Origin of the sequence: Cellulomonas algicola (assembly GCF_019024305.1) — a bacterium.
GTDB classification, from domain to species: domain Bacteria; phylum Actinomycetota; class Actinomycetes; order Actinomycetales; family Cellulomonadaceae; genus Cellulomonas; species Cellulomonas algicola.
On sequence record NZ_JAHKSJ010000013.1, the window covers coordinates 122,947 to 148,394 of the forward strand.

The 25,448-nt window shown below is 74.6% G+C and carries 23 protein-coding genes; 19 read left to right on the forward strand and 4 right to left on the reverse strand.

What is annotated here, in order from left to right; translation table 11 throughout:
* Window positions 1-219 precede the first annotated feature (219 nt).
* Window positions 220-1,995, reverse strand: coding sequence for a glycoside hydrolase family 13 protein (locus KOV94_RS11110; RefSeq protein ID WP_218052057.1), 1,776 nt, complete (start codon window positions 1,993-1,995; stop codon window positions 220-222).
* A 144-nt stretch (window positions 1,996-2,139) separates the two neighbouring features.
* Window positions 2,140-3,210, reverse strand: a complete 1,071-nt coding sequence (locus tag KOV94_RS11115) for a LacI family DNA-binding transcriptional regulator (protein WP_235843501.1) — start codon at window positions 3,208-3,210, stop codon at window positions 2,140-2,142.
* 213 nt (window positions 3,211-3,423) lie between these two features.
* On the opposite strand from KOV94_RS11115, the gene KOV94_RS11120 reads away from it, so the two are divergent.
* From KOV94_RS11120 to KOV94_RS11160, 9 genes are all read left to right on the forward strand, one after another.
* Window positions 3,424-4,668, forward strand: coding sequence for a sugar ABC transporter substrate-binding protein (locus tag KOV94_RS11120; RefSeq protein WP_124343665.1), 1,245 nt, complete (start codon window positions 3,424-3,426; stop codon window positions 4,666-4,668).
* A gap of 166 nt (window positions 4,669-4,834) precedes the next feature.
* Entirely contained in the window at window positions 4,835-6,460 is a 1,626-nt protein-coding gene (locus KOV94_RS11125; RefSeq protein WP_218052058.1) for an ABC transporter permease subunit, read from the forward strand.
* A complete protein-coding gene (locus tag KOV94_RS11130) occupies window positions 6,460-7,386 on the forward strand; it encodes a sugar ABC transporter permease (RefSeq protein WP_218052059.1) in 927 nt (308 codons plus the stop codon). The genes KOV94_RS11125 and KOV94_RS11130 overlap by 1 nt, the downstream gene beginning before the upstream one ends.
* Window positions 7,383-9,227 (forward strand): glycoside hydrolase family 13 protein, encoded by a 1,845-nt coding sequence (locus tag KOV94_RS11135; RefSeq protein WP_218052060.1) that lies wholly within the window; start codon window positions 7,383-7,385, stop codon window positions 9,225-9,227. The genes KOV94_RS11130 and KOV94_RS11135 overlap by 4 nt, the downstream gene beginning before the upstream one ends.
* Entirely contained in the window at window positions 9,224-10,018 is a 795-nt protein-coding gene (locus KOV94_RS11140) for an AAC(3) family N-acetyltransferase (RefSeq protein WP_218052061.1), read from the forward strand. Before KOV94_RS11135 ends, KOV94_RS11140 begins: the two co-directional genes overlap by 4 nt.
* 282 nt (window positions 10,019-10,300) lie before the next feature.
* Window positions 10,301-10,633 carry a PIN domain-containing protein gene (locus KOV94_RS11145; RefSeq protein WP_218052062.1) on the forward strand — a complete coding sequence of 111 codons (333 nt, stop codon included), beginning with the start codon at window positions 10,301-10,303 and terminating at the stop codon, window positions 10,631-10,633.
* A gap of 55 nt (window positions 10,634-10,688) precedes the next feature.
* Window positions 10,689-11,975, forward strand: coding sequence for a deoxyguanosinetriphosphate triphosphohydrolase (locus KOV94_RS11150; protein ID WP_218052063.1), 1,287 nt, complete (start codon window positions 10,689-10,691; stop codon window positions 11,973-11,975).
* A gap of 75 nt (window positions 11,976-12,050) precedes the next feature.
* Window positions 12,051-14,195 (forward strand): DNA primase, encoded by a 2,145-nt coding sequence (dnaG, locus tag KOV94_RS11155; protein WP_218052064.1) that lies wholly within the window; start codon window positions 12,051-12,053, stop codon window positions 14,193-14,195.
* Between the two features lie 68 nt (window positions 14,196-14,263).
* Entirely contained in the window at window positions 14,264-15,244 is a 981-nt protein-coding gene (locus KOV94_RS11160; protein WP_124344657.1) for a diacylglycerol/lipid kinase family protein, read from the forward strand.
* Between the two features lie 84 nt (window positions 15,245-15,328).
* On the opposite strand, the gene KOV94_RS11165 is transcribed toward KOV94_RS11160, so the two are convergent.
* Window positions 15,329-16,126 carry a transglutaminase-like domain-containing protein gene (locus KOV94_RS11165; RefSeq protein WP_218052065.1) on the reverse strand — a complete coding sequence of 266 codons (798 nt, stop codon included), beginning with the start codon at window positions 16,124-16,126 and terminating at the stop codon, window positions 15,329-15,331.
* Window positions 16,127-16,359: 233 nt separating this feature from the next.
* Between KOV94_RS11165 and KOV94_RS11170 the strand changes: the two genes are divergently transcribed.
* From KOV94_RS11170 to KOV94_RS11205, 8 genes are all read left to right on the forward strand, one after another.
* Entirely contained in the window at window positions 16,360-16,662 is a 303-nt protein-coding gene (locus KOV94_RS11170; RefSeq protein ID WP_218052066.1) for a hypothetical protein, read from the forward strand.
* A 35-nt stretch (window positions 16,663-16,697) separates the two neighbouring features.
* Window positions 16,698-17,189, forward strand: a complete 492-nt coding sequence (locus KOV94_RS11175; protein ID WP_218052162.1) for a metallophosphoesterase family protein — start codon at window positions 16,698-16,700, stop codon at window positions 17,187-17,189.
* Between the two features lie 60 nt (window positions 17,190-17,249).
* Window positions 17,250-18,260: a DUF389 domain-containing protein gene (locus KOV94_RS11180; RefSeq protein WP_218052067.1), complete on the forward strand. Its 1,011-nt coding sequence runs from the start codon at window positions 17,250-17,252 to the stop codon at window positions 18,258-18,260.
* A 49-nt stretch (window positions 18,261-18,309) separates the two neighbouring features.
* Window positions 18,310-18,945, forward strand: coding sequence for a trimeric intracellular cation channel family protein (locus KOV94_RS11185; RefSeq protein WP_162352288.1), 636 nt, complete (start codon window positions 18,310-18,312; stop codon window positions 18,943-18,945).
* Between the two features lie 168 nt (window positions 18,946-19,113).
* Complete coding sequence (locus tag KOV94_RS11190; protein WP_218052068.1) at window positions 19,114-20,538, forward strand: serine/threonine-protein kinase; 1,425 nt, start codon at window positions 19,114-19,116, stop codon at window positions 20,536-20,538.
* The gene (locus tag KOV94_RS11195; RefSeq protein WP_218052069.1) at window positions 20,535-21,080 is read left to right on the forward strand and encodes a hypothetical protein; all 546 of its coding nucleotides are present in this window, start codon (window positions 20,535-20,537) and stop codon (window positions 21,078-21,080) included. The genes KOV94_RS11190 and KOV94_RS11195 overlap by 4 nt, the downstream gene beginning before the upstream one ends.
* A 98-nt stretch (window positions 21,081-21,178) precedes the next feature.
* Window positions 21,179-21,592, forward strand: a complete 414-nt coding sequence (locus KOV94_RS11200; protein WP_218052070.1) for a transferase — start codon at window positions 21,179-21,181, stop codon at window positions 21,590-21,592.
* 138 nt (window positions 21,593-21,730) lie between these two features.
* Window positions 21,731-22,507 (forward strand): LLM class F420-dependent oxidoreductase, encoded by a 777-nt coding sequence (locus KOV94_RS11205; RefSeq protein WP_218052071.1) that lies wholly within the window; start codon window positions 21,731-21,733, stop codon window positions 22,505-22,507.
* A 39-nt stretch (window positions 22,508-22,546) separates the two neighbouring features.
* On the opposite strand, the gene KOV94_RS11210 is transcribed toward KOV94_RS11205, so the two are convergent.
* A complete protein-coding gene (locus KOV94_RS11210) occupies window positions 22,547-23,137 on the reverse strand; it encodes a M15 family metallopeptidase (RefSeq protein WP_124341343.1) in 591 nt (196 codons plus the stop codon).
* A 174-nt stretch (window positions 23,138-23,311) separates the two neighbouring features.
* Here KOV94_RS11210 and KOV94_RS11215 point away from each other — a divergent pair, with 174 nt between their 5' ends.
* Together KOV94_RS11215 and KOV94_RS11220 are read left to right on the forward strand one after the other, a co-directional pair.
* Window positions 23,312-24,640 carry a sensor histidine kinase gene (locus tag KOV94_RS11215; protein WP_218052072.1) on the forward strand — a complete coding sequence of 443 codons (1,329 nt, stop codon included), beginning with the start codon at window positions 23,312-23,314 and terminating at the stop codon, window positions 24,638-24,640.
* Complete coding sequence (locus KOV94_RS11220) at window positions 24,637-25,347, forward strand: response regulator (protein WP_124341341.1); 711 nt, start codon at window positions 24,637-24,639, stop codon at window positions 25,345-25,347. The genes KOV94_RS11215 and KOV94_RS11220 overlap by 4 nt, the downstream gene beginning before the upstream one ends.
* Window positions 25,348-25,448 lie beyond the last annotated feature (101 nt).

Genomic DNA, 25,448 nt, shown 5'->3' on the forward strand with positions numbered 1-25,448 from the left:
AGGCCCCGGCCACGCCCGCGGCGCGGTCAGGGCACGAGCACGAGCCTGCCGGCGGGCCCGGCGGCCGCGACCGCCTGACGTCCCGGTCCCGCTCGCAGACCGTGCGCGACGCGGGCGGACCACGGACGACCGACGCACGACCGCCCCGGGAGGTGCCCCCGGGGTCGGGGCGCACCCCCGCGGGGCGGTCGACGGTCCCGCGTCGCGCGGGCGGTGCGTTCAGGCGGTCGCGCGGACCCACACGGTCGTGTCCGACGGGACGAGGACGGCACCGTCGGTGTCGGTCGCGGTGTCGCCCGAGGTCAGCAGCACCTCGGTGCCGGCCGGCAGGACGACGGGTGCGGTGCCGAGGTTCGCCACGACCTGCACCTCCCGGTTGACGAACGCGATGACGTCCTCGCCGAGACCGGGCGTCCACGCGAGCCCGCCCGAGCCGAGCAGCTCGCTGCGGCGCAGGCCGAGCGCGGCGCGGTACGTCTCGTAGGTCGAGCCGGCGACCCCGCGCTGCGCGTCGAGCGCGTACGCCGCCCACGACGCGGGCTGGGGCAGCCAGGTGACACCCGTCGGGGAGAAGCCGAAGCCCTCCTCGGCGGCCGCCCACGGCAGCGGGACGCGGCAGCCGTCACGCCCGCGCTCCGCGCCGCCCGTGCGGAAGAACGCCGGGTCCTGGCGCAGGTCGTCGTCGAGCGCGGTGTGGTCCGGCAGACCGAGCTCCTCGCCCTGGTACAGGTACGCCGAGCCGGGCAGGCCGAGCATGAGGAGCGTCGCGGCGCGGGCCCGGCGCAGGCCGAGGGCCTCGTCGGGCTGCTCGTCGCCCACGCCGATGCCGTTGGGACGCGAGCCCGGCACGGACAGACCCAGGCGCGACGCGTGACGGACGACGTCGTGGTTCGACAGCACCCAGGTCGTCGGCGCGCCGACGCCGTCGGCCGTCACGTACGACGCCTCGATGACGTCGCGCAGCTGCGGTGCGTCCCACGGCGTCGCGAGGAACGCGAAGTTGAACGCCTGCTGCATCTCGTCCGGGCGCACGTACAGCGCGAGGCGCGACAGCGGCTCGACCCAGGCCTCGGCGACGAGCGCGCGGTCGCCCGCGTACTGCGCGAGCACGCGGTTCCACGCGCGGTAGATCTCGTGCACGCCGTCCTGGTCGAACATCGGGCCGCGGTTGCCCGAGCCGGTGACCTCGTCGGCGCGCGACGGGTCGTCCGCCTCGGCCGGCACGGCCTCGTGGCCGTCGACCTCGTCGACGCCCTCGATCATCGAGACGTGGCCGTCCCAGTCGGGCAGGCCCTGCTCCTTGACCATGCCGTGCGCGACGTCGATGCGGAAGCCGTCGACGCCCCGGTCGAGCCAGAACCGCAGGACGTCCTCGAACTCGGCGCGGACCTCGGGGTGCTCCCAGTTGAGGTCGGGCTGCCGCGAGTCGAACAGGTGCAGGTACCACTGGCCGGGCGTGCCGTCGGCGTTCGTCGTGCGGGTCCACGCGGGGCCGCCGAAGATCGACTGCCAGTTGTTCGGCGGCTCCTCGCCGTGCTCGCCGCGCCCCTCGCGGAACAGGTAGCGCTCGCGCTCCGGCGAGCCGGGGCCGGCGGCCATGGCCTCGACGAACCACGCGTGCTCGTCGGACGTGTGGTTGGGGACGAGGTCGACGATCACGCGCATGCCGAGCTCGTGGGCGCGGCCGAGCAGCGTGTCGAAGTCGTCGAGCGTGCCGAACAGCGGGTCGACGTCGCGGTAGTCGGCGACGTCGTAGCCGGCGTCGGCCTGCGGCGAACGGTAGAACGGCGAGAGCCAGACCGCGTCGACGCCCAGCTCGGCGAGGTGGGGGAGGCGCGACGTGATGCCGGGCAGGTCACCGACACCGTCGCCCGACGCGTCGGCGAACGACCGCGGGTAGACCTGGTAGATCACCGCGGTGCGCCACCACTCGGCGTCGGGGGAGCCGGGGGCGTGCACGGGGGTGTGCAGGGGCCGGGAGTCGAGCGTCGTCATGCGGGCATGCCTCTTTCGGGTGGATCTGGGGAGGGGAGGCGTCGTCGCCGGAGGAGCGGTGCGGAAGACGGCCGCGAGGCCGCGCGAAGGCTCCGGGTCGGACCAGGGTAGGCAGCGGCTGCCGGGGTCCGGCAAGCCTGCCGGTCAGGCGGGTGCCGGACCGTCCGCCGGGGTTCCGGTGGTCAGGGAGCCGGTCGCGACGGCGTGCGCGGGGGCGGCGCCCGTGGAGCCGCGCACGATGAGCTCGGGGTGGAACTTGAGCTCGGTGCGCGACGCAGGTGTCCCGTTGATCTCCGCGACGAGCGCCGACACCGCGGCGTGACCCATCGCCTGGACCGGCTGGCGCACGGTCGTGAGCGGCGGGTCGGTGAAGGCGATGAGGGGCGAGTCGTCGAACCCGACGACGGAGACGTCGCCCGGCACGGACAGCCCGCGGGACCGGGCGGCCCGGATCGCGCCGAGCGCCATGAGGTCGGAGCCGCAGATGATCGCGGTGTGCCCGGAGTCGATGAGGTCGAGCGCCGCGGCCTGTCCGCCCTCGACGGTGAACAGCGTCGACACGACGTGCCCGGCGGGGTCGTCGACGCCGAGGTGCCGCTGCAGGTTGACCGCGAACTCCTCGCGCTTGCGGCGCGCGGGCACGAAGCGGTCGGGGCCGATCGCGAGGCCGATGCTGCGGTGCCCGAGCGACGTGAGGTGCCGGAACGCGAGGTCGAGCGCGGCGGCGTCGTCGGTCGACACGGTCGGTGCGTCGACGCCCTCGGCCCAGCCGTTGACGAGGACCACGGGCAGCCCGCGGCTGCGCAGCCGGTGGTACCGCTCCTTGCTCGCGGTGGTGTCGGCGTGCAGGCCGGAGACGAAGACGATGCCGTCGACGCCGTGCTCGAGCAGCATCTCGACGTACTGGTCCTCGGTCGTCCCGCCGGGGGACTGGGTGCACAGCACTGCGGTGTACCCGCGCTCGGTGAGCATCGTCTCGATGACCTGCGCGAACGCGGGGAACACGGGGTTCGAGAGCTCGGGGACGACGAGGCCGACGAGGCCGGCCGAGCGGGTGCGCAGCTTCTCGGGGCGTTCGTAGCCGAGCACGTCGAGGGCCGCCAGCACGGCCTGCCGTGCCTGGGCCGACACGCCGTGCTTGCCGTTGAGTACCCGTGACACGGTCGCCGTGCTGACGCCGGCCTGCTCGGCCAGGTCCGTCAGACGGGTGCGCACGGGTGGCAGCGTAAGGGACACGGGACCTCCTCGTCCTGGGCTGTTCGTGGTCGAGGCGAGCCCGTTCGTGACGCCGCTGCAACCGTTGCCTGAAAGTTACCGTAACGACTTGCAACGCGCGGTGCAACGACGTAACTTTCCGTCGCACCAGGCCAGCGTCGGTGGGAGCACCGCCGGAGCGGGCACTCCCTCTGCACCCCTTGGAGAGACACGATGCGACGGAGCATCCCTGTCGTCGCGGCGACCCTCGGCCTCGCGCTGACGCTCGCCGCGTGCTCGGGCTCGTCCGGCGAGACGACGGACGACGCGTCCGAGTCGTCCGCGGCGAACGCCGGCACCCTGACCGTCTGGGTGGACGACACCCGGTCCGGCCCGGTCAAGGAGGTGGCGACCACCTTCGAGAAGGAGAAGGGCGTCACCGTCAAGCTGGTCCAGAAGGACTTCGGCGACATCCGCGACGACTTCATCTCGCAGGCGCCGACCGGCCAGGGCCCCGACGTGATCGTCGGTGCGCACGACTGGCTCGGCAAGCTCGTCCAGAACGGCGTCGTCGCCCCGATCGAGCTCGGCGACAAGGCGGAGGACTTCCTCCCCGTCTCCACGCAGGCCATGAGCTACGAGGGCACGCTGTACGGCCTGCCGTACTCCGTCGAGAACATCGCGCTCGTCAAGAACAAGGACCTCGTCCCCGACGCCACGCCCGCCTCGTTCGACGAGCTCGTCGCGCAGGCCAAGGCGGCCGGCACGCAGTACTCGGTCCTCATCCAGCAGGACGAGAAGACCGGCGACCCGTACCACATGTACCCGCTGCAGACGTCGTTCGGCGCCCCCGTCTTCGGCACCGACGCCGACGGCGCGTACGACGCGTCGCAGCTCGCGATGGACTCCGACGGCGGCCGCGCGTTCGCCGCGTACGTCGCCAAGCTCGGCGCCGAGGGGGTCCTCAACACGTCGCTCTCGGGTGACGTCGCCAAGGAGGCGTTCATCAACGGCCAGGCGCCGTACATGATCACCGGTCCGTGGAACGTCGGCGACTTCGTGAGCGCCGGCATCAACGTCGGCATCGAGAAGGTGCCGTCCGCCGGTGGCCAGCCGTCGCAGCCCTTCGTCGGCGTGCAGGGCTTCTTCATCTCCGCGAAGTCGAAGAACGCGCTCCTCGCGAACGAGTTCGTCGTCAACTACCTCGGCACCAAGGACGTCCAGCTCGCCATGTACGAGGCGGGCGGCCGTGCCCCGGCGCTGCAGTCGGCGCTCGACGAGATCGGCGACGACCCGATCGTCGGCGGGTTCGCCGAGGTCGGCAAGGACGGCGTCCCGATGCCGTCGATCCCCGCGATGGACACCGTCTGGGCCGACTGGGGCGCCACCGAGGTCGCGCTCGTCAACCAGCAGGGCGACCCCACCGCGCTGTGGAACCAGATGACCGCCTCGATCGCCGGCAAGATCGCCGCGAGCTGAGCACCCGTCCGGCGACCCGGCCCGCCCCGGCCGGGTCGCCGGACCGCGCGCACCCGCGCGCACCCCGGCGCCGCAGGACGCGTGCGCCACCGCACGCGCGCCCTCGCGCGCCGAGCAGCCCCCGCGCGCCGTGCGCGCCGATCACCGCCGATCTCCGGAGCACCCCATGACGGACACGTCGACCCGCCCTGACCGCACGGACGCGACCGCGCCGCCACCGTCGACCGGCTCGCGCCGGCCCACGGGGAGCTGGTGGAGCCGGCAGGACCTGACCCGCGGCTTCTGGGTCAAGACCGTGCTCGTCGCGCTCGTCGACGCGCTCGGCGTCTACGGGATCCTCGCGGCCGGTGCGCTGGGCCAGTGGGGGATCGTCGCGTTCCTCGTCGTCGCGCTCGTCGCGGTGAACGTCGTCTACTTCTCCAAGAAGATGCTCCCGGCGAAGTATCTCGTGCCGGGCCTGGTCTTCCTGCTCGTGTACCAGGTGTTCGTCGTCCTCTACACGGGCTTCACGGCCTTCACCAACTACGGCGACGGCCACAACTCGACGCAGGCGGATGCGGTCGAGGCGATCCTCGTGCAGAACGAGGCGCGCCTCCCGGACTCGCCCACCTACCCGCTGACCGTCGTCGTGAACGGCGACGAGCTCGGCTTCGCGGTCGTCGACGGCGAGGGCGACGCGGAGCTCGGCACCGCCGAGCAGCCGCTGGAGCCCGTCGACGCGACGCTCGAGAACGGCCGCGTCGCGTCCGTCGACGGCTGGGAGACGCTGCAGTTCACCCAGGTGCTCGAGCGCCAGGACGAGATCTTCGCCCTGCGCGTCCCGATCTCCGACGACCCCAACGACGGCAGCGTCCGCACGCCCGACGGCTCGACGGGGTACGTCTACGTCTCGACGATGGAGTGGGACGAGGCCGCGGGCACGATCACCAACACGGCGACCGGCGACGTCTACACCGCCGACGAGGAGCAGGGGGCGTTCGTCGCCGCCGACGGCTCGCAGCTCGGCACCGGGTGGAAGGTGTTCGTCGGCTTCGAGAACTTCAGCCGCGTCTTCACGGACTCGAAGCTCGCCGGGCCGTTCGTCGGCGTGCTGCTGTGGACGTTCGCGTTCGCGATCCTGTCGGTCGTCCTCACGTTCGGGCTGGGCCTGTTCATGGCGGTCGTGCTGAACCACCCGAAGGTGCGCGGCCGCAAGATCTACCGGTCGCTGCTGATCGTGCCGTACGCGTTCCCGGCGTTCCTCACGGCGCTCGTGTGGCAGGGCATGCTCAACCGCGACTTCGGCTTCGTGAACGCGACGCTGCTGGGCGGCGCGAGCATCCCGTGGCTCACGGACCCGTGGCTCGCGAAGATCTCCGTGCTCGTCGTGAACCTGTGGCTCGGCTTCCCGTACATGTTCCTCATCTGCACGGGCGCGCTGCAGTCGATCCCGAACGAGATCTACGAGGCCGGGAAGATCGACGGCGCCAAGCCGCTGCGCCTGTTCCGGTCGCTCACGATGCCGCTGCTGCTCGTCTCGACCGCGCCGCTGCTCATCTCGTCGTTCGCGTTCAACTTCAACAACTTCAACGTCGTCTACCTGCTCACCGAGGGTGGGCCGGACGACCTGTCGGCACCGGTCGACGTCGGCGCCACGGACATCCTCATCACGTTCGTCTACCGGCTCGCGTTCGGCGGCGTGAACCGCCAGTACGGCCTCGCGTGCGCGGTGTCGATCCTCATCTTCCTCATCGTCGCCTCGATCTCGGCGGCCACCTTCAGCAAGACCCGCGCCCTGGAGGACCTGCACTGATGGCTGCCACCACGCTCCCCGCCGGCACCACCGACGCCGGCCTGCGCCCGGACCAGAACGAGACCACCCCGCGCGGCGTGCGCTGGTGGCGCGAGCTCGGCTGGCGCCACGTCGTCACCTGGGCCGTGCTCGTCTTCTGCTTCATCCCGATCCTGTACGTGCTGTCGTCGTCGCTGAACCCGACGGGGTCGCTCACGGGCTCGAACAAGCTGTTCTCGAGCATCTCGTTCCAGAACTACGTCGACCTGCTGAGCGACCCGGTGCACCCGTACGTGCGCTGGTTCGCGAACACGATCGTCATCGCGACGACCACGTCGGTCGGCACGGTCCTGCTGGGCGCGGCGGCGGCGTACGCGTTCTCGCGGTTCCGGTTCCGCGGTCGGCGCGGCGGGCTGCTGTCGCTGCTGCTGCTGCAGATGTTCCCGCAGGTCCTCGCGTACGTCGCGATCTTCCTGCTGCTCGTCACGCTGCGCGAGGTCTTCCCGGCGATCGGCCTCGGCTCGCCGCTCGGCCTGATCCTCGTGTACCTGGGCGGTGCGCTCGGTGTGAACACCTACCTCATGTACGGGTTCTTCAACACGGTCCCGAAGGAGCTCGACGAGGCCGCCAAGATCGACGGCGCGAGCCACGCGCAGATCTTCTTCTCGATCATCCTGCGGCTCGTCGCGCCGATCCTCGCGGTCGTCGGCCTGCTGTCGTTCGTCGGGGTGTTCTCCGACTTCCTCATCGCGTCGATCGTGCTCGTCGACCCCGAGGCGCAGACGCTCGCGGTCGGCCTCTACCAGTACGTGAGCCAGCGGTTCTCCGAGTACTGGGGCGTGTTCGCGGCCGGTGCCGTGCTCGCGGCGATCCCCGTCGTGCTCCTGTTCCAGTTCCTCCAGCGCTACATCGTCTCCGGCCTGACCCAGGGCGCGGTGAAGGGATGACCGTGCGGCACCTGCTCGACCAGCCCCACCACGACGGCTCGGAGCTCTACGTCCCGACGGGTACGCCCGCGCTCGGCGACGTCGTCCCGGTGCGGTTCCGCGTGCCGGCCTCCGCGACCGAGCGCGCGCTGTGGGTGCGGACCGTCCGTGACGCCGAGCCGCGCATGGTGCAGGCACGGCTCGACCGTGCCGACGCGCACGAGCGCTGGTACGTCGCCGACGTGCCCGTGCACAACCCGGTGACGTCGTACCGCGCGCTGCTCGACGAGCCCGGCGGCTACCGCTGGCTCAACGGGCGCGGCTTGTTCTCGCGCGACGTGCCCGACGCGGCCGACTTCCGGCTCACGGTGCACGAGCCGGCACCCGCGTGGACGTCGTCGGCGGTCGTCTACCAGATCTTCCCGGACCGGTTCGCGCGGTCGGGCGTCTCGCGAACGTTCCCGGAGTGGGCCGAGCCGGCGGAGTGGGACGACGAGCCGATCGGCCGCGGGCCGTCGACGCCCGTGCAGCTGTACGGCGGCGACCTGCTCGGCATCGAGCAGCGGCTCGACCACCTGCAGCGGCTCGGCGTCGACACCGTCTACCTGACGCCCGTCTTCCCGTCGCAGTCGAACCACCGCTACGACGCGCGCACGTTCGACCACGTCGACCCGCTGCTCGGGGGCGACGAGGCGCTCGTCTCGCTCCGCCGCGCGCTGCACGGCCGCGGGATGCGGCTCGTCGGCGACTTCACGACCAACCACACGGGTGTCGCGCACGAGTGGTTCGAGCACGCCCTGCGGGACCGGTCGTCGGAGGAGGCCGAGTTCTACTACTGGGACAAGGAGTCCGACCTCGGCTACGTCGCGTGGCTCGACGTCCCGTCGCTGCCGAAGCTCAACTACGGCTCGTCCGCGCTGGCCCGCCGGATGGTCGACGGCCCCGGCTCGGTCATCGGCCGCTGGCTCGGCGAGCCGTTCGCGCTCGACGGCTGGCGCATCGACGTCGCCAACATGACCGGCCGGTACGCGTCCGACGACTTCACGCACCACGTCGCCCGGACGGTGCGCGCGACGATGACCGAGCTCAACCCCGACGCGGTGCTCGTGAGCGAGCACTTCCACGACGCCGCGGGCGACCTGACCGGCGAGGGCTGGCAGGTCAACATGAACTACTCGGCGTTCACCAAGCCGCTGTGGACCTGGCTCGTGGACCCCGCGACGACGCTCGACTTCCTCGGCATCCCGACGACGATCCCGCGCCGCGGCGGCGTGTCCGTCGTCGAGACCATGCGCGAGTTCGACGCGACCGTGCCGTGGAAGGTCACCGCGCGGCAGTGGAACATGCTCGGCTCGCACGACACCCCGCGCCTGCGGACGGTCGTCGGCGACCCGCGCCTCGTCGAGGTCGCTGCCGGGCTGCTGTTCACCTACCCGGGCACCCCCGCGCTGTTCGCGGGCGACGAGGGCGGCGCGACCGGCACCAACGGCGAGCACGCGCGCGTGCCCATGCCGTGGGACCAGATCGAGGCGGGCGGCGGCGACCGCTGGGACGGCCGCACGTTCGACGTCTACCGGTCCCTCATCGCGCTGCGCCGCTCGTCACGTGCGCTGCGCGAGGGCGGGCTGCGGTGGGCCGTCGTCTCCGACGACGCCGTCGCCTACCTGCGCGAGACGGTCGACGAGCGCGTGCTCGTCGTCGCCGCCCGCGCCCCGTGGGCGGGCGTCGACCTGCCCCGGCACCTCGTGCCTGCCGGGGCTGCCGTGGAGCGCCTGTACGGCGAGGGCACGCTCGACATCGCACCCGACGCGCTGCGCGTCGGCGGCGACGGGCCCGGCGTCTCCGTGTGGCGCCTGGCGTGACCCGCCCCCTCGTCCTCCGTGCCGACCTCGAGCGCGACCTGCGCGCGCTCGGGGTCGAGCCCGGCGGAGTGCTCGTCGCGCACGTCTCGCTGTCGCGGCTCGGGACCGTCGTCGGGGGTGAGCAGGCCGTCGTGCGCGCGCTGCTCGACGCGCTCGGCGAGGACGGCACGCTCGTCATGCCGTCGCAGTCGTGGCAGCTGTGCGACCCCGCCTACCTGGCGGACCCGTCCGTCCCGCCGTCCCGGTACGACGACGTGCGCGCCGCGCTGCCCGTCTACGACCCCGCCTGGACGCCGACCCGCACGATGGGGCTGGTCGTCGAGGCGCTGCGCACCCTGCCCGGCACCGTGCGCTCGTCGCACCCGCACCGGTCGTTCGTCGCGCACGGTCCTCGCGCCGCCGAGGTGCTGGCGCGGCACGACCTCGACGACCCCGTCGGCGAGGGCTCCCCGCTCGCGGCTCTCCACGCGCTCGACGCGCAGGTCCTGCTCCTCGGCGTCGGCTACGACAAGTGCACCGCACTGCACCTGGCCGAGGCCCGCGCGGGCCTGCCGCTGCCGACCGTCCGCAACGGCGCCCCGCTCCTCGTCGACGGCCGTCGGGAGTGGGTGTGGTTCGACGAGCCCGTCGTCGAGGACGCCGACTTCGAGGCCGTCGGCGCGGTGTTCTCCGCGACCGGGCACGAGACCGTCGGCACCGTCGGCGCCGCGACCGCACGCCTCGCCCGCGTCCGTGCCCTCGTCGACCTCGCCGCCGACTGGTTCGCCCGCACCCGCGATCGACGGGACTGATGTGGTCGATCCGACATCGGGAGGTGGCGCGGTGGAGCAGATCGTGATCCGCACCATGGCGAACGGCACCAAGTGAGCCGGCCACCCTCGTCGACCTGCTGGCGACGCCGGAGAGCGCGGACGTCGAGTTCGAGCCCGAGCGCCTGGGCGCCACGGCGCGCGTCGCCGACCTGTGACGTACCTGCTGGACGCGAACGTCGTCTCCGCCCTGCGGGTGCCGGGCCGCGACCGCCGGTCGCCGCGTGGGCCGGCACCGTCCCGCTCGCCGACCAGTACGTCTCGGTGCTCACCGTCGCCGAGATCGAGCGTGGCGTGCTCCGCAAGGAGCGGACCGATCCGGCGCAGGGTGCCGTCCTGCGCCGAGGGTTCGCCGGGCACGTCCTCCCTGCCTTCGCGGATCGGGTGCTGCCGTTCGATCTCGCAGCGGCCCGCATCCTCGCCCGCTACCCGGTTCCCGAAGCCGCGCCGGTGGACGATGCGCAGGTCGCGGCGGTCGCGGAAGCTCACGGGTCGATCCTCGTCACGCGCGACGTCAGGTACGTCGAGCCTCTCGGCGTCCGCACGCTCGACCCGTGGAGGGCGGAGGCCGCTCGTCCGACGCCCGAGGTCGAGTGAGCGACCGGCTGTGCACGGCGCCGGACGTGCACGCCCCACTCGTTACCCTGGACCCGTGACCGCCCCTGACGTGCTCGAGCTCGACGGCTATGTCGACGCGGACCGGGAGCGGTGGGTGCCGGAGGCCCCGAAGTCGCGCGAGCGCACCGCGTTCGAGCGGGACCGCGCGCGCATCGTGCACTCGTCCGCGCTGCGGCGGCTCGGGGCGAAGACGCAGGTGCTCGGCCCCTCCTCGGACGACTTCGTGCGGACGCGGCTCACGCACACCCTCGAGGTCGCGCAGGTCGGCCGCGAGATCGGCAAGGCGCTCGGCTGCGACCCGGACGTCGTCGACACCGCGTGCCTCGCGCACGACCTCGGCCACCCGCCGTTCGGGCACAACGGCGAGCGCGCGCTCGCGGACCTCGCGCGCGGCATCGGCGGGTTCGAGGGCAACGCGCAGACGCTGCGCCTGCTGACCCGGCTCGAGCCGAAGGTCGTCGGGCCCGACGGGCAGACGGTCGGCCTCAACCTCACGCGCGCGAGCCTCGACGCGTCGGTCAAGTACCCGTGGCGGTACGGGCAGGGGCCGGTGAGCGCCGCGAGCGGCCGGCCGACGCACAAGTTCGGCGTCTACGAGGACGACCTGCCGGTGTTCACGTGGCTGCGCGAGGACGCCCCTGCGGGTCGCAAGTGCCTCGAGGCGCAGGTCATGGACCTCGCCGACGACATCTCCTACTCGGTGCACGACGTCGAGGACGCGGTCGTCGGCGGACGGCTGGACCTGGAGGTGCTGACGCGGCCGGACGAGCGGGCGCGCATCGTCGAGGCCGTGCAGACGTGGTACGGCGACGCGGTCGACGAGAACGGCCTGCACGACGCGATGGACCGCCTGGTCGCGGCGCACCTGTGGGCGTCGACGGCGTTCGACGGGTCACGCGGTGCGCTCGCGATGCTGAAGGACGCGACCAGCCAGCTCATCGGCCGGTTCGCCAAGGCCGCGCAGACGGCCACGCGTGCCGAGTACGGCGACGGCCCGCTCACCCGGTACGCCGCGAACCTCGTGGTGCCGATCGGCACCACGGCGGAGATCCTCGTGCTCAAGGGCCTCGCGGTCGCGTACGTCATGGCGCCACGCGAGCTCGAGCCGCTCTACCACCGGCAGCGCGAGGTGCTCACCGACCTCGTCCGCGTGATGTCGGACCGTGCGCCGCTGGCCCTCGAGCCGCCGTTCGCCGCCGACTGGGCGCAGGCCCCCGACGACGCCGCGCGGCTGCGCGTGGTCGTCGACCAGGTGGCGTCGCTCACGGACGTGTCGGCGGCGGAGATGCATGCGCGGCTCGTCCACCCGCCGCGGCACTGAGCGCGGGCCGCGCGCCCGGGCGAACGACGTCGCGGGCGGGCCGGGCCGCGCCGCGCGACGCCTAGACTCACCGGCGTGGCGGGACGCATCCGACGGGAGGACGTGGAGGCGGTCCGCGAGCGTGCGCGCATCGAGGAGATCGTCGGCGCCCACGTCAGCCTGAAGCCCGCGGGCGTCGGCTCGATGAAGGGCCTGTGCCCGTTCCACGACGAGCGTTCCCCCTCGTTCCACGTCCGGCCGCAGGTCGGCCGCTACCACTGCTTCGGCTGCGGCGAGGGCGGCGACGTCATCGCGTTCGTCATGAAGGTCGACGGGCTGGGCTTCACGGAGGCCGTCGAGTACCTCGCGGGCCGCGTCGGGATCCAGCTCCGGTACGAGGAGGGTGGCGCACCGCGGCCTGGCGAGGAGCCGGGTCGGCGGCGCCGGTTGCTCGACGCGCACCGGGTCGCCGAGGAGTTCTACCGCGAGCAGCTGACGACGCCCGCGGCGGCCGCGGGGCGCGCATTCCTCGCCGAGCGGGGCTTCGACCGGTCGGCGGCCGAGCAGTTCGGCGTGGGGTTCGCGCCGCAGGGCTGGGACGGGCTGCTGCGCCACCTGCGCGGACGGAGCTTCACCGAGGCGGAGCTCGTCGCGTCGGGGCTCGTCAGCCAGGGCCAGCGCGGGGTCTACGACCGGTTCCGCGGGCGGCTCGTCTGGCCGATCCGCGAGGTCACGGGGGAGACGGTCGGGTTCGGCGCGCGGCGTCTGTTCGACGAGGACCAGGGGCCGAAGTACCTCAACACCCCGGAGACGCCGCTCTACCGCAAGTCGCAGGTGCTGTACGGCATCGACCTCGCGAAGCGCGACATGCAGCGCGACAAGCGCGTCGTCGTGGTCGAGGGCTACACCGACGTCATGGCGATGCACCTGTCGGGTGTCGGCTCCGCGGTCGCGACGTGCGGGACGGCGTTCGGCTCCGACCACGCGCGCATCGTGCGACGGCTCGTCGGCGACGCCGGGTCGACGGGCGGCGTCCAGCTCGCGTCCGGCACGTCGATCGGGGGGGAGATCATCTTCACGTTCGACGGCGACGCCGCCGGTCAGAAGGCGGCCCTGCGCGCGTTCGGCGAGGACCAGTCGTTCTCCGCCCAGACGTTCGTCGCCGTCGAGCGGTCCGGCATGGACCCGTGCGAGCTGCGCCAGGCGAAGGGTCCGGACGCGGTGCGCGCGCTCGTCGCCGGACGCACGCCGCTGTTCGAGTTCGTCATCCGCTCGACGCTCGACTCGCACGACCTGCGCACCGCCGAGGGCCGGGTCGCGGCCCTGCGCGCCGCCGCGCCGGTCGTCGCGGGCATCCGTGACGCCGCCCTGCGGCCCGAGTACACGCGCCTGCTCGCGGGCTGGCTCGGCATCGACGACCAGGAGACCGTGCGGCGCGCGGTCGCTGCCGCCGGGCCGGCGCGCGGCAGCAGCCCGCGCGGCGGCGAGCAGCGGTCCGACGACCGTCGTGGCCGTCCCGACGCGGGTCGCGGGGACGGTGGTCGGGGCGGGCGTCCCGAGTGGCGCGGCGGCGACGGGCAGCGCGGTCGCGGTGACGGCGCGCGACGCGAGGGGCCGTGGTCGCGGCCGGACGACCGTCGAGGCGGCTCGAACGGTCGCGGGCGACCGGACGACCGCTGGACGCGGGGCGACCAGCGCGCGGACGGCCCGTACGGCGACGAGGCGCCTGTCGTGCGCATGCCGTCACCGGACCGTCGCGACCCGGTCGTGCAGATCGAGCGGACCGCGCTCGAGGTGGTCCTCCAGCAGCCCGAGCACGTCCCCGCGCAGTTCGACGACCTCGCCGCCGACGCCTTCGCCGCGCCCGCGCACCGCGCGGTCCACGAGGCGGTCCGTGCGGCCGGCGGGATGGCGGCGGCACGTGCGGCGGCCGCGGCGGCGGGCGGTGCGTCGACGGGCTGGGTCGACGCGGTCGTCGAGCAGGCGGCGGAGGCCGTGCGGCCGCTGATCACGGAGCTCGCGGTCGCGCCGCTGCCCGAGGACCGGCCGGAGTCGATGCCGGGCTATGTGCGCGACGTCGTGCTGCGGCTCGTCGAGATCGGCTTCACGCGGAGCATCGCGGACCTGCGCGGGCGGCTGCAACGGATGGACCCGGCCGAGGACGCTGCCGCCTACCAGGCCGCGTTCGCCGAGCTCGTCGCCCTCGAGGGGCGTCGGCGCACGCTGCGCGAGAGCGCCTGACCCGACGCCCGCCCGGGTGCGGGCCGCTCGCCGCGCGCGACCGGGTCCCGGCCTGGACAATCGCCTGCGTGACGGACACCACGACCAACCCCACCGAGCCGGCCCCGCAGCAGCGCGACGGCGACAAGCCCCTGCGCACGGCGGTGGTCGTCAACCCCAACCGGGTCGAGGGCACCGACGAGCTCCGGCAGGCGATCACCGACCAGCTCGCCGCGGCCGGCTGGCCCGCACCGGCGTGGCTCGAGACGACCGCCGAGGACCCGGGCACGGGGCAGGCACGGCAAGCGGTCGAGGACGGCGCCGAGGTCGTGCTCGTGTGCGGCGGCGACGGCACGGTGCGGGCGGTCATCGAAGGGCTCGTCGGCACCGACACCGCGCTCGCGGTGCTGCCGGGCGGCACGGGCAACCTGCTCGCGGCGAACCTCGACGTGCCGACCAACGTGCCCGACGGCGTCGACACCGTCCTCGCACGCGGGCGGCGCCAGATCGACGTCGGCCGCGCCGACGGCCAGGTGTTCGCCGTCATGGCGGGCATGGGCCTCGACGCCGCGACGATGGACGACGCGCCCACGAAGCTCAAGAACAAGGCGGGCTCGATCGCGTACGTCTTCTCGGCGATCAAGCACCTCGCCGACGACGAGATGCACGTCGAGATCGAGATCGACGGTGGCGCGCCGCGTCGACGGCGTGCGCGCTCGGTGCTGATCGGCAACGTCGGGCGCCTCCAGGGCGGGATCACCCTCCTACCCGACGCGCAGCCGGACACCGGCACGATGGAGGTCGCTGTCCTCGCGCCCAAGAACGTCGGGCACTGGGTGCAGCTGCTCGTCGGCATCGCGCTGCGCCGCAAGCGCGTGCCCGCGCGCGAGATCGTGCGCGGCTCGCACGTCGTCGTCCGGTGCGACAGGCCGCAGCCGCGCCAGCTCGACGGCGACGTGCTCGACCCCGGTCGCACGCTCGAGGTCACCGTCGAGCCGCGCAGCCTGTGGGTCTGCGTCCACCAGCCCGACACGTCCCCTGACCTCGCCGAGGGCGGCCCGCACCACTGAGGCGCTCAACGGGCCCGCGGCTCCCCCCGAGCGGGTCGACGGGCGGGAGAGCCGCCGGCGAGCAGGGCGCCGGCGGACCGGACCTCAGCGGAGCGTGACGAGCCCCGTGCCGTCGTCGACCGGCAGCATGCCCTGGACCGTCGCGGTCACGGTCATCGAGCGCAGCGTCAGCGAGCCGCCGTAGTACGACATGAAGGCCGTGTCGGTCGCGTCGCGACCCGTCGCGATCCGCACGAACGACTCGCGCGGCGCGAGCCGTGTCGCGTCGACCACGTGCCAGCCGCCGTCGACGTACGCCTCGGCCACCGCGTGGAAGTCCATGGGCTTGAGGCCGGGCGCGTAGACGGACGCGAGCCGCGCGGGCACGTCCGTCGCGCGCAGCAGCGCGACGACGAGGTGCGCGAAGTCGCGGCACACGCCGCGCCGCTTGAGCAGCGTGTCGGTCGCGCCGTCGGTCGGGAGGCTCGACCCGGACAGGTAGGTCACGTGCCCGGCGACCCACGCGACGACCGCGTCGAGCAGCTCGGCGCCCTCGAGGCCGCGGAACTGGTCGCGCGCGAACGCGAGCAGGCGGTCGGAGTCGGCGTACCGGCTGGGGCGGCGGTACTCGACGAGGTCGATGTCCTCGACCGCCGGCGCGTCGGCCTGACCGATCACCGTCGCGGTGTAGTCGACGACCAGCCGCCCGACCGGCGCGAGCACGCGGTGGGTGCGCCCGCCGTGCGGTCCCTTGATCTCGACGACGTCGAGCGGGCCGTCCTCGTGGCGGACGGCGAGCTGTTCGGAGCGGTCGTGGGCGCCGTCCGCGACGGCCACGGCGAGCAGCAGCTCGAGCGGCTGCCGCACGTCGATCGACAGGTGGGAGGTCACGGTGCGCAGCACGACCGCACGGGTCCTTTCCCGGCACTCTGCGGCCGGAACATCGAGGGGGCGACGGCCAGTGTGAGGCCCGCGGGACGATCCGTCCAGCGGGGGTGCGGAGGGTTGCGTCCGCGCAGGTCAGCGCGCTGCGCGTGCGGGTGCGGCGCGGCCGTCGCACAGTGGCTCGGACGTCGTGCGACCGGGGGTGCGGCGAGGTGTGCGGCGACGTGCGCGGTGACGGCGGAGGAGGGCACGTGGCGACGCGGCGGGTGAGCGGTGCACGGGTGGCCGCGTCGAGCACGTGGGTCGACCCCGACGGCGTGCGGCGGCCCGCCGGTGACGTGCACGCGTGGCTGCCGGGCACCAACCAGACGGTGTGCGGGCTCCCGCTCGCGCGCGCCGACCTCGCGCGGTTCCCGCACGTCGAGTGGTCCGACGCCGACCCCGCCACGGGCGCGCACGCCGACGCCGTCGCGCACGTGTGCCACCGGTGCGCGGCGGGCACGGGGGCACGTCGCGACGAGCGCCCCGGGCGGCGCGTGGACCCGCGTCCGTGAGCGCGCCGTCGGGGGAGCGCGTCCGCGTCGTGGCCATGGCCGACACGCACGTGCCCGCGCGGGCGCGCGACCTGCCCGCCGCGCTGTGGGCTGCCGTCGACGACGCGGACCTCGTCGTGCACGCCGGTGACTGGGTGGACGCCGCGACCGTCGACGCGCTCACCGCACGGTCGCGCTCGCTCCTCGCGTGCCACGGGAACAACGACGGCCCCGACGTCCGGGCGCGCGTGCCCGAGGTCGCGCGGGCCACCGTCGCCGGGGTGCGCGTGGGCGTCGTGCACGAGACCGGTGCGGCGACGGGCCGGGAACGGCGGTGCGACGCGGCGTTCCCCGACCTCGACGTGCTCGTGTTCGGGCACTCCCACATCCCGTGGGACTCCACGACGCCCGGCGGCCTGCGCCTGCTCAACCCCGGGTCGCCCACCGACCGTCGCCGGCAGCCCACGTTCACGTTCCTCACCTTCACGCTCGCGGACGCCGGCGTGCACGACCTCGTCCTGCACGCCCTGCGGCCGCGGCCGCGCTGACGCGCCCGCGCCTCCGCGTGGCGCACCGGGCGCGCACCCGCACCGCGCCAGACTGGCGCCGTGCTGCAGCTGCGGGTCACCGTCCCGACCGACCTCACGGGTGCCGTGCTCGACGTGCTGCGCGACGACCCGGCGGTGTCCGCCCTCGTCGTGGGCACCGGCACCGCGCTGCGCCCCGAGGGCGACGTGGTCACCGCCGACGTCGCGCGCGAGGCCGCCGACGACGTGATCGAGCGACTCCTCGCGCTCGACGTCCAGCAGGTCGGGACCGTCCAGCTCACGCCCGTCGACACCTGGGTGTCGCGGGCCGGTTGGGAGGCCGAGCGGCTCGCGCCGGGCGCGAGCGCCGACTCGGTCGTCTGGCCCCAGGTCGTGCTGCGCGCGTACGACGACACCGAGCTCACCTGGACGTTCCTCAGCTTCATGACGCTCGCGACCCTCCTCGCGAGCGTCGCGATCATCGTCGACTCGCAGGTGCTCGTCATCGGCGCGATGGTCCTGGGCCCGGAGTTCGGCGCGGTCGCGGCCCTGGGCGTCGCGCTCGTCCGGCGACGCTGGCGCCTGCTGCGGCGTGCGGCGCTCGCGCTGCTCGTCGGTTTCGTCGTCGCGATCGGGCTCACCGCGGTCGCGGCGCTCGTGCTGCGCGGCGCCGGCTGGGTGACGCTCGACGACGTGACCGGGCCGCGTCCCGGGACCGACTTCATCTACCGTCCCGACCGCTGGTCGATCGTCGTCGCCGTCATCGCGGGCGCCGCGGGTGTGCTGTCGCTCACGTCGTCGCGCGTGGGTGGTCTCACGGGCGTGTTCATCTCCGTGACGACGATCCCCGCCGCGGGCAACCTCGCGCTCGGGATCGCGTTCGGCGTCGCGCACGAGATCACGGGCAGCGTGCTGCAGCTCGTCGTCAACATCTCCGGCATGGCGGTCGCCGGGTGGCTCACCCTGATCGTCCAGCAGACGGTGTGGCAGCACGTGTCCGTGCGCCGCGCCCGGTTCGCGGCCCGCATCGGGCGCACCGCCACGCACGGACCGCACGCCGGTCCGTTGCGCCCGCCGGACGGGACGGCGTGACCGGCAGGTCCCGCGGGCCCGCCTCGTCGGCCTGGGAGGATGACGTCCCGTGATCGCCGACCTGCCCTACGAGCCGCTCCTGGAGATCCTCGGCGTCTACGTCGGCGCCATGTCGGGAGCGCTCGCGGCGGTCCGCAAGCAGTTCGACGTGTTCGGCATCCTCGTGCTCGGCTGGGCGGCCGGTCTGGGCGGCGGCATGCTGCGCGACGTGCTCATCGGCGCGGTGCCGCCCGTCGGGATCTCCGACTGGCGGCTCGTCGTCACCGCCGTCGTCGGCGCGCTCACCATGTACTTCTTCCACCCGCGGCTCGAACGCGCGCGTCGCGTCATCGTCGTGCTCGACGCGGGCGCGCTCGCGGTGTTCACCGTCGTCGGGACTATCAAGGGTCTCGAGCTCGGCACGACCGCGGTCGCCGCGGTCCTCGTCGGCGTCATGACGGGCGTCGGCGGGGGCGTGCTGCGCGACCTGCTCACGGGCGAGGTGCCCGTCGTCCTGCACCACCGGCAGCTCTACGCGGTGCCCGCGCTGCTCGGAGCCGCGCTGACGGTGTTCCTGTGGCGGTGGGACGCGCTCGACGCGGCCACCATCACGGGCGTGGTGCTCCTGATCTTCGTGCTGCGCGTCCTCGCGCTGCGGTTCCGCCTGACCGTGCCGGGCCCCTGGCGGGGCTTCCCGTCGCGCTGACCCCGGGCCCCTCGCGATCGGTGCGTGCGGTTCGCCCGGTCGGGTGGTGCTCCGGGCGCCCCGGCGTGCGACTCGTCGCGCGGTCGCCTAGCGTCTTTCGACGTGCCACCGTCCGTCCTCGGCAGCGCGCCGACGCCGTCCCGGGGGACCGGCGCGTCCGCTGCTCCCGTGGTCCTCGGCCACCGGTACCGGCTCGACGAGGTGATCGGACGCGGTGGCGCGGCCGTCGTGCACCGCGCGACCGACGAGCTGCTGCACCGCACCGTCGCCGTCAAGGTCCTGCCGCCCGTCCCGCGGGACAGCGACGACCTGCGCCGGCACGAGGCGGAGATCCGCGTCCTCGCCGGGCTGCGCCATCCCGGTCTCGTCCGGCTCTTCGACGCCGACACCGTGCCGGTCGACGGCGACGACGTGCAGGCGTACCTCGTCATGGAGCTCGTGCCCGGGCCGACGCTCGCGCGACGGCTCGCCGACGACGGCGCGCTCACCGTCCGGCAGACCGCCGCGGTCGGCCGGGCGGCCGCCGAGGCGCTCGCGGTCGTGCACGCGCGCGGCGTCATCCACCGGGACGTCAAGCCGGGCAACATCCTGCTCGCGACCGACGACTGCCTCGACCTCGAGGAGCTGCCCGACCACCCGGTCAAGCTGGTCGACTTCGGCATCGCCCGTCTCGCCGCAGCCACGCGCCTCACGGTGACGGGCATGATCGTCGGCACCGCGTCCTACCTGAGCCCCGAGCAGGCCGTCGGGAGCGTGCTCGCGCCGTCGAGCGACGTGTACGCGCTCGGGCTCGTGCTGCTCGAGTGCGTGACGGGCCGGCCCGTGTTCGCCGGCACGATGGCCGAGGTCGCCGCCGCACGCCTCTCGCGCGACCCCGACGTGCCCGACGACGTCGACGGCCATCTCGCCGACCTGCTCGTCCGCATGACGCGCCGCCGTCCGGAGGACCGCCCGACCGCCGACGAGGTCGCCCGCGAGCTCGCGGACGTGCTGGAAGGCCGGGTCGCGCCGTTGCCCCCGCCGGCCGCCACGCTCCTGCTCCCGGCCGTCCGCCCCGCCGACGGCGGCGGGATCGTCGACGAGCCGACCATGGCTGCCGACGCGGCCGCGCTGGGCCTGCCGTCCGACGCGACGGACCGCCTCCCGCACGAGGCCGCCGCGGTCGCGTCCACCTCGGCGACGGGCGCACCGACGGGCGCCGCAGACGGCCGGTCGGCCACCGACGCCAGGGTCGCGGACGTCGCGGACGCGCGGGTGCCGGAGGTCCCGGACGCGCGAGTGCCGGGCGCCCCGGCTCCCACCCTCGCGGCGCCTGCGGGCGCGCCCCGCTCCCCGGTGGGCACGGCCCGGACCGCGGCGGAGGTGGTCGTCGGCCGTGTCACGGCGATCGCGCACCGCGCCGTCGCGCGCTGGGGGCGTGCGCCGGTCCTCGTCGTCGCCACGGCGCTCCTCGTCGGCGTCGCCCTCGCGGTCGTGCTGCTCGTCCGGCCCGCCTCGGCGCCCGAGCCGCAGACGCCTCCGCCCGCGTACCCGGTGGTCGACGGGCCGCTCGGCGACGCGCTGGTCCGTCTGCAGCACGGAGTCACGCCGTGAGCGCGCGGCGGTGGGCCGCGTCGGTGCTGGTCGCGACGGTCCTGCTCGGCGCGACGGGCTGCGCGCGCCCCGACATCGACGCGGACCGCGCGCGGGCCCTCCAGTCAGACGTCCTCGCCGTCACGCAGGCGTCGGCCGAGGGGCGCTTCGACGCGGCCGGAGCGCTGCTGGACCGGCTGCGTGCCGAGGTCGAGGACGGCCGCTCGAGTGGCGACCTCTCGGCCGAGCGGTACGCGACCCTCGCCGCGGCGATCGACGACGTCGCGACCGAGCTCGAGGCGTCGGCGTCGGCGCAGGCCGCTGCCGAGGCGGCGGCGCAGGCGGCTGCCGCCGAGGCGGCCGCGGAGGCGGCCCGCGCGCAGGCGACCGCGGAGGCCGCGCAGCAGGCGGCCGCCGCCCAGGCCGAGGCCGACGCAGCGCTCGCGCAGGCCAACGCGGAGGCCGCCGCGGCGCGCAAGGAGGCCGAGGCCAACCGGGCGCCGGGCCCCGGCAAGGGCGAGCCGAAGACGCCTCCCCACGCGAAGAAGCCCGGCAAGCCCTGACCGCGTTCCGCTGTGAGCGCCACCACAGACCGCGCGGAAACATGCGCGCGCACGCGCTCGTTGAACAGAGAGCGAGAACCGTTCCCGAGAGGAGTGGCATGACCAGGAAGACCCGCGGACGGATCGAGTTCGAGGCCGACGACGGCACCACCATGCGCTACGACCGCCACCCGAACGGTGGTGGGCTGGTGTCGCCGGGTGCCCAGGTCCACGAGGAGGCGAGCGTCGCCGCCACCGCCTACGTCGAGTCCGGCGCGCGCGTCGGCCCCGGGGCGCGCATCGGCACCGCGAGCTGGGTGGACCGCAACGTCCAGGTCGGCCCGGACGTCGTCGTCGGTTCCACCGTCCACCTGCGCCCCGGCACCCGTGTCGGTGCGCGCGCCCGCATCGGCAGCCGCGCCCGCCTGGGCGCGGACGTCGTCGTCGAGGCCGGCGCCCACGTCGAGCAGGACGCGATCGTCCCCGACGGCAGCGTCGTCGGGCGGCACGCCGCCCGGCACGAGGCCGCCTGACCGACCGGCCCGCGCGGCCTCCCGCCGGAGGCCGCCGCGGGCCCCGTCCGGCACCCGCCGGAACCGTGGTCGGACCGCAGCGTGAGACCGTGCCCCGGTCGGGCCGCGCGGTCCCGGGAGCGGACGTAGCGTGACGGCATGACACGTCGTCTCCGCATCGGAGTCCAGCTCCAGCCCCAGCACGCCGACTACCCCCAGATCCGCGACGCCGTGCGCCGCGCGGAGGACCTCGGCGTCGACGTCATCTTCAACTGGGACCACTTCTTCCCGCTCTACGGCGACCCCGACGGCAAGCACTTCGAGTGCTGGACGATGCTCGGCGCGTGGGCCGAGCAGACGAGCCGCGTCGAGATCGGCGCGCTCGTCACCTGCAACTCGTACCGCAACCCCGAGCTGCTGGCCGACATGGCCCGTACGGTCGACCACATCAGCGGCGGCCGGCTGATCCTCGGCATCGGCGCCGGCTGGTTCGAGAAGGACTACGACCAGTTCGGTTACGAGTTCGGCACCGCGGGCTCGCGGATCGCGGACCTCGCGAGCGCCCTGCCCCGGATCAAGGAGCGCTGGGCGAGGTCCAACCCGGCGCCGACACGCGAGATCCCGGTCCTCGTCGGCGGTGGTGGTGAGCGCAAGACGCTGCGCGTCGTCGCCGAGCACGCCGACGCGTGGCACTCGTTCGGCGACGTCGACACGCTCGTGCGCAAGAGCGCGATCCTCGACGAGCACGGCGAGGCCGTCGGCCGGGACACGGGCACCCTCGTCGAGCGCAGCATCGGCGTCCAGGCCCCGCCCAGCGAGGTCGCCGACGCGCTCGTCGACGCGGGCGTGACGCTCTTCACCGTCGGCGCGTCGGGACCGGACTACGACCTGTCGCTCGCCGAGCAGTGGGTGGCCTGGCGCGACGCCCAGGGCTGACCCCGCACGCCCCCTCGAGCCGGGCGCGACGTGCGCCGGTCAGTGCCAGAGCCCCGAGGCGTCCGGCACCGTCGGCCCGCACGTCCCGCCCGGCTCGATCGTGGCCTCGAAGTGCCACACCTCGTTCGCGAACACCTGGCACAGCCCGAACTCCGCGCCGTGCTCGAGCAGCCAGTACGCGCCGTCCGTCGGGCCGACGTCGATCGCGGTGCCCGCGACGTGCGCCGAGCCGTCCACGGGTGCGACCCACCGGTGCGCCTCGTCCTGCGAGCCGTACCGCGCGAGGGCGTCGTCGACGAGCGACTGCTGCTGCTCGGCCGTCCGGTGCCCGGACGTGATCGTCAGGTCGACGCCGTCCTCGGTGGCCGCCGCGCGCGCGGCGTCGAACCGCCGCAGGAGCTCCGCGTCGAGGCCGTCGACCGCGCGCGGGGGAGCGGCCGCCGGGTCGGCGAGCCCCACGCCGTCCTGGGGGTGACCCGCGTCGGACAGGGCGGGTGGTGCGAGCACGGAGTCGAGCGCACCCGATGCGAACGCGGCCGCACCGACGGCCGTCACGGCGGCGGTCGTGCCGACGACGAGCGCGGGCACGAGGCGGAGGGGGGAGCGGGGTCGGGTCGTCCTGCTGGTCATGGCTCCAGCGTCGGCAAGGACGTCCGGTGACCGCGTCGGAGCGGCGGCCGAACCGTCCGCGGCCGATCGACGGAAGGTGCCCGCCCGGTGTCCGTCCCGGGTCTGACCCGCCGGTCCCGGATCTCCGTCCGGGGGCGGTCGGGCGGCGCGCAGTCGCGCGGTTAGCGTCGTCTGGTGCACCCGACCGCGCCCGACCCCGGGTCCACCACGCCCGACGCGGCCGTCGCCCCGACGTCCGGCGACGTCCGTGACCTCCTGCTCGGCGTCGCCGTCGGGCTCGCGTGGTGCGTCGTCGTCGAGGTGCTGCGCTCCTCGGACTGGTGGAACCCGCGGTGGGTGTCCGCGTGGTGGTGGTGCGGGCTCGCGCTCGCGGTCGTCGTCGCGGCGTGGCGGCGGCACCCGCGCGCGACGTTCTGGGGTGTCGTCGTGGGCTACCCGCTCGTCTACCGCACGGGCCTGCAGTCGGAGCTGCACCTCGCCCCGCTGCTCGCCGCGGCCTTCGTCGGCGCGCGGGCGGGTGCGGTCGCGCCGGTCGTCGGAGCCGTCGCGACCGTGGGCGGCACGCTGGCCCTGCTCGTGCCCGGCGGGCTCGCCGTCACGCGCGACCTCGACGTGTGGCTGCTGCCCTGGATGCCGCTCGTCGACGTGTCCTACTCGGTCGCGCTCGCGACGCTCGCGTGCGCGGTGGTGGTCCTCGGCGCCGTGGTCCACCGCTTGGAGCGGACCAGCGCCGACCTGGCGGCCCGCAACGCCGAGCTGCGCCGGCTGCAGGAGGTACGCACCGAGCGCGCGGTGCTCGCGGAGCGGACCCGGATCGCGCGGGAGCTGCACGACGTCGTCGCGCACCACGTCAGCGCGATCGTCGTGCGCGCGCAGGCGGCCAACCGCGTCGCGGGGCGCCGCCCGGAGGCCACCGCCGAGGCGACCGCGTGGATCGCCGGCGCGGGCAAGGAGGCGCTCACCGCGATGCGCGGCCTCGTCCACGTGCTGCGCGCCGACGACCGCGCAGCCGCCGCCCCCGACGCCCGCGACCCGGGGACGGCCGGGTCGTCCGCCTCGGCGGGCGTCTCCGCCGAGCTCGCCCCGGCACCCGGGGTCGACGACGTCGCACGCGCGGCGCAGCGGCTGCGCGAGGCCGGGGTCGCCGTCGACCTCACGCTCCCGGACCACGTCGACCTGCCGCCCGACGTCGCGCTCGCCGTCGCCCGTATCGCCCAGGAGGCCCTGACGAACGTCCTGCTGCACTCCCGCGCGGCACGCGCCGAGGTCCGCGTGGACGCCCGGGGCGACGCCCTGCACCTGCTCGTCCGGGACCCCGGCCCGCGCCGCGCCGCGAGCCCGTCCGGCGGGCACGGCCTGGTCCACATGCGCGAGCGGGCGCGCGCGTGCGGCGGCCGCCTCGACGCGGGTCCCGCTGACGACGGCGGGTGGACGGTGCACGCGTCCTTCCCGACGACGACACCGGACGGTCCCGACGTCGCCCTGACGGGGGCGGCGCGGTGACGGTGCGCGTCGTCGTCGTCGACGACCAGCCGACGATCCGCCTGGGGCTGCGCATGATCCTCGAGCACGAGGACGACATGGTCGTGGTCGGGGAGGCCGGCACAGGCGCCGACGCGGTCGACCTGGTCCGGACGACGCGCCCCGACGTCGTCCTCATGGACATCCGCATGCCCGACGGCAACGGCATCGACGCGGTCGCGGCGCTCGTCGCCGACCCGACGCTCCCGGGCACCCGCACGATCATGCTCACGACGTTCCACGACGAGGAGTACGTCGTCGCGTCGCTGCGCGCGGGCGCGGACGGGTTCCTGCTCAAGGACGCGGACCCCGCCGAGCTGGTCGCCGCCGTCCGGCGCGTCCACGCGGGCGACTCGCTGCTCGACCCGTCGGTCACGCGGGACGTCGTCGCGCGGTACGTGCGGCTCGCAGAGGCCGCCGACGCGGTCCGGTCGCGCACCGCCTCACCAGCGGCACGACAGGTGCTCGACCGGCTCACGCCGCGCGAGCGCGACGTGCTCGTGCACCTCGCGACCGGGGCCACGAACGCCGACGTCGCGACCGCGCTCTCGCTCACCGAGGCCACCGTCAAGAGCCACGTGAGCTCGATGCTCACGCGGCTCGGCCTCGCGACGCGCGTGCAGCTCGTGGTCGCCGCGTTCGACGCGGGCCTCGTCCGCCCGGCCGGCGACGGGGGAGCCGACGCCTGAACGGCCGCGTCGCCGCCTCGGGCGTGCCGTCGCCGCGGAGTGCGCGACCTGGACGCCCGAGCGGTCGGGTCGCCACCTCGGCCCGGGGGGCGCCGCGCGCC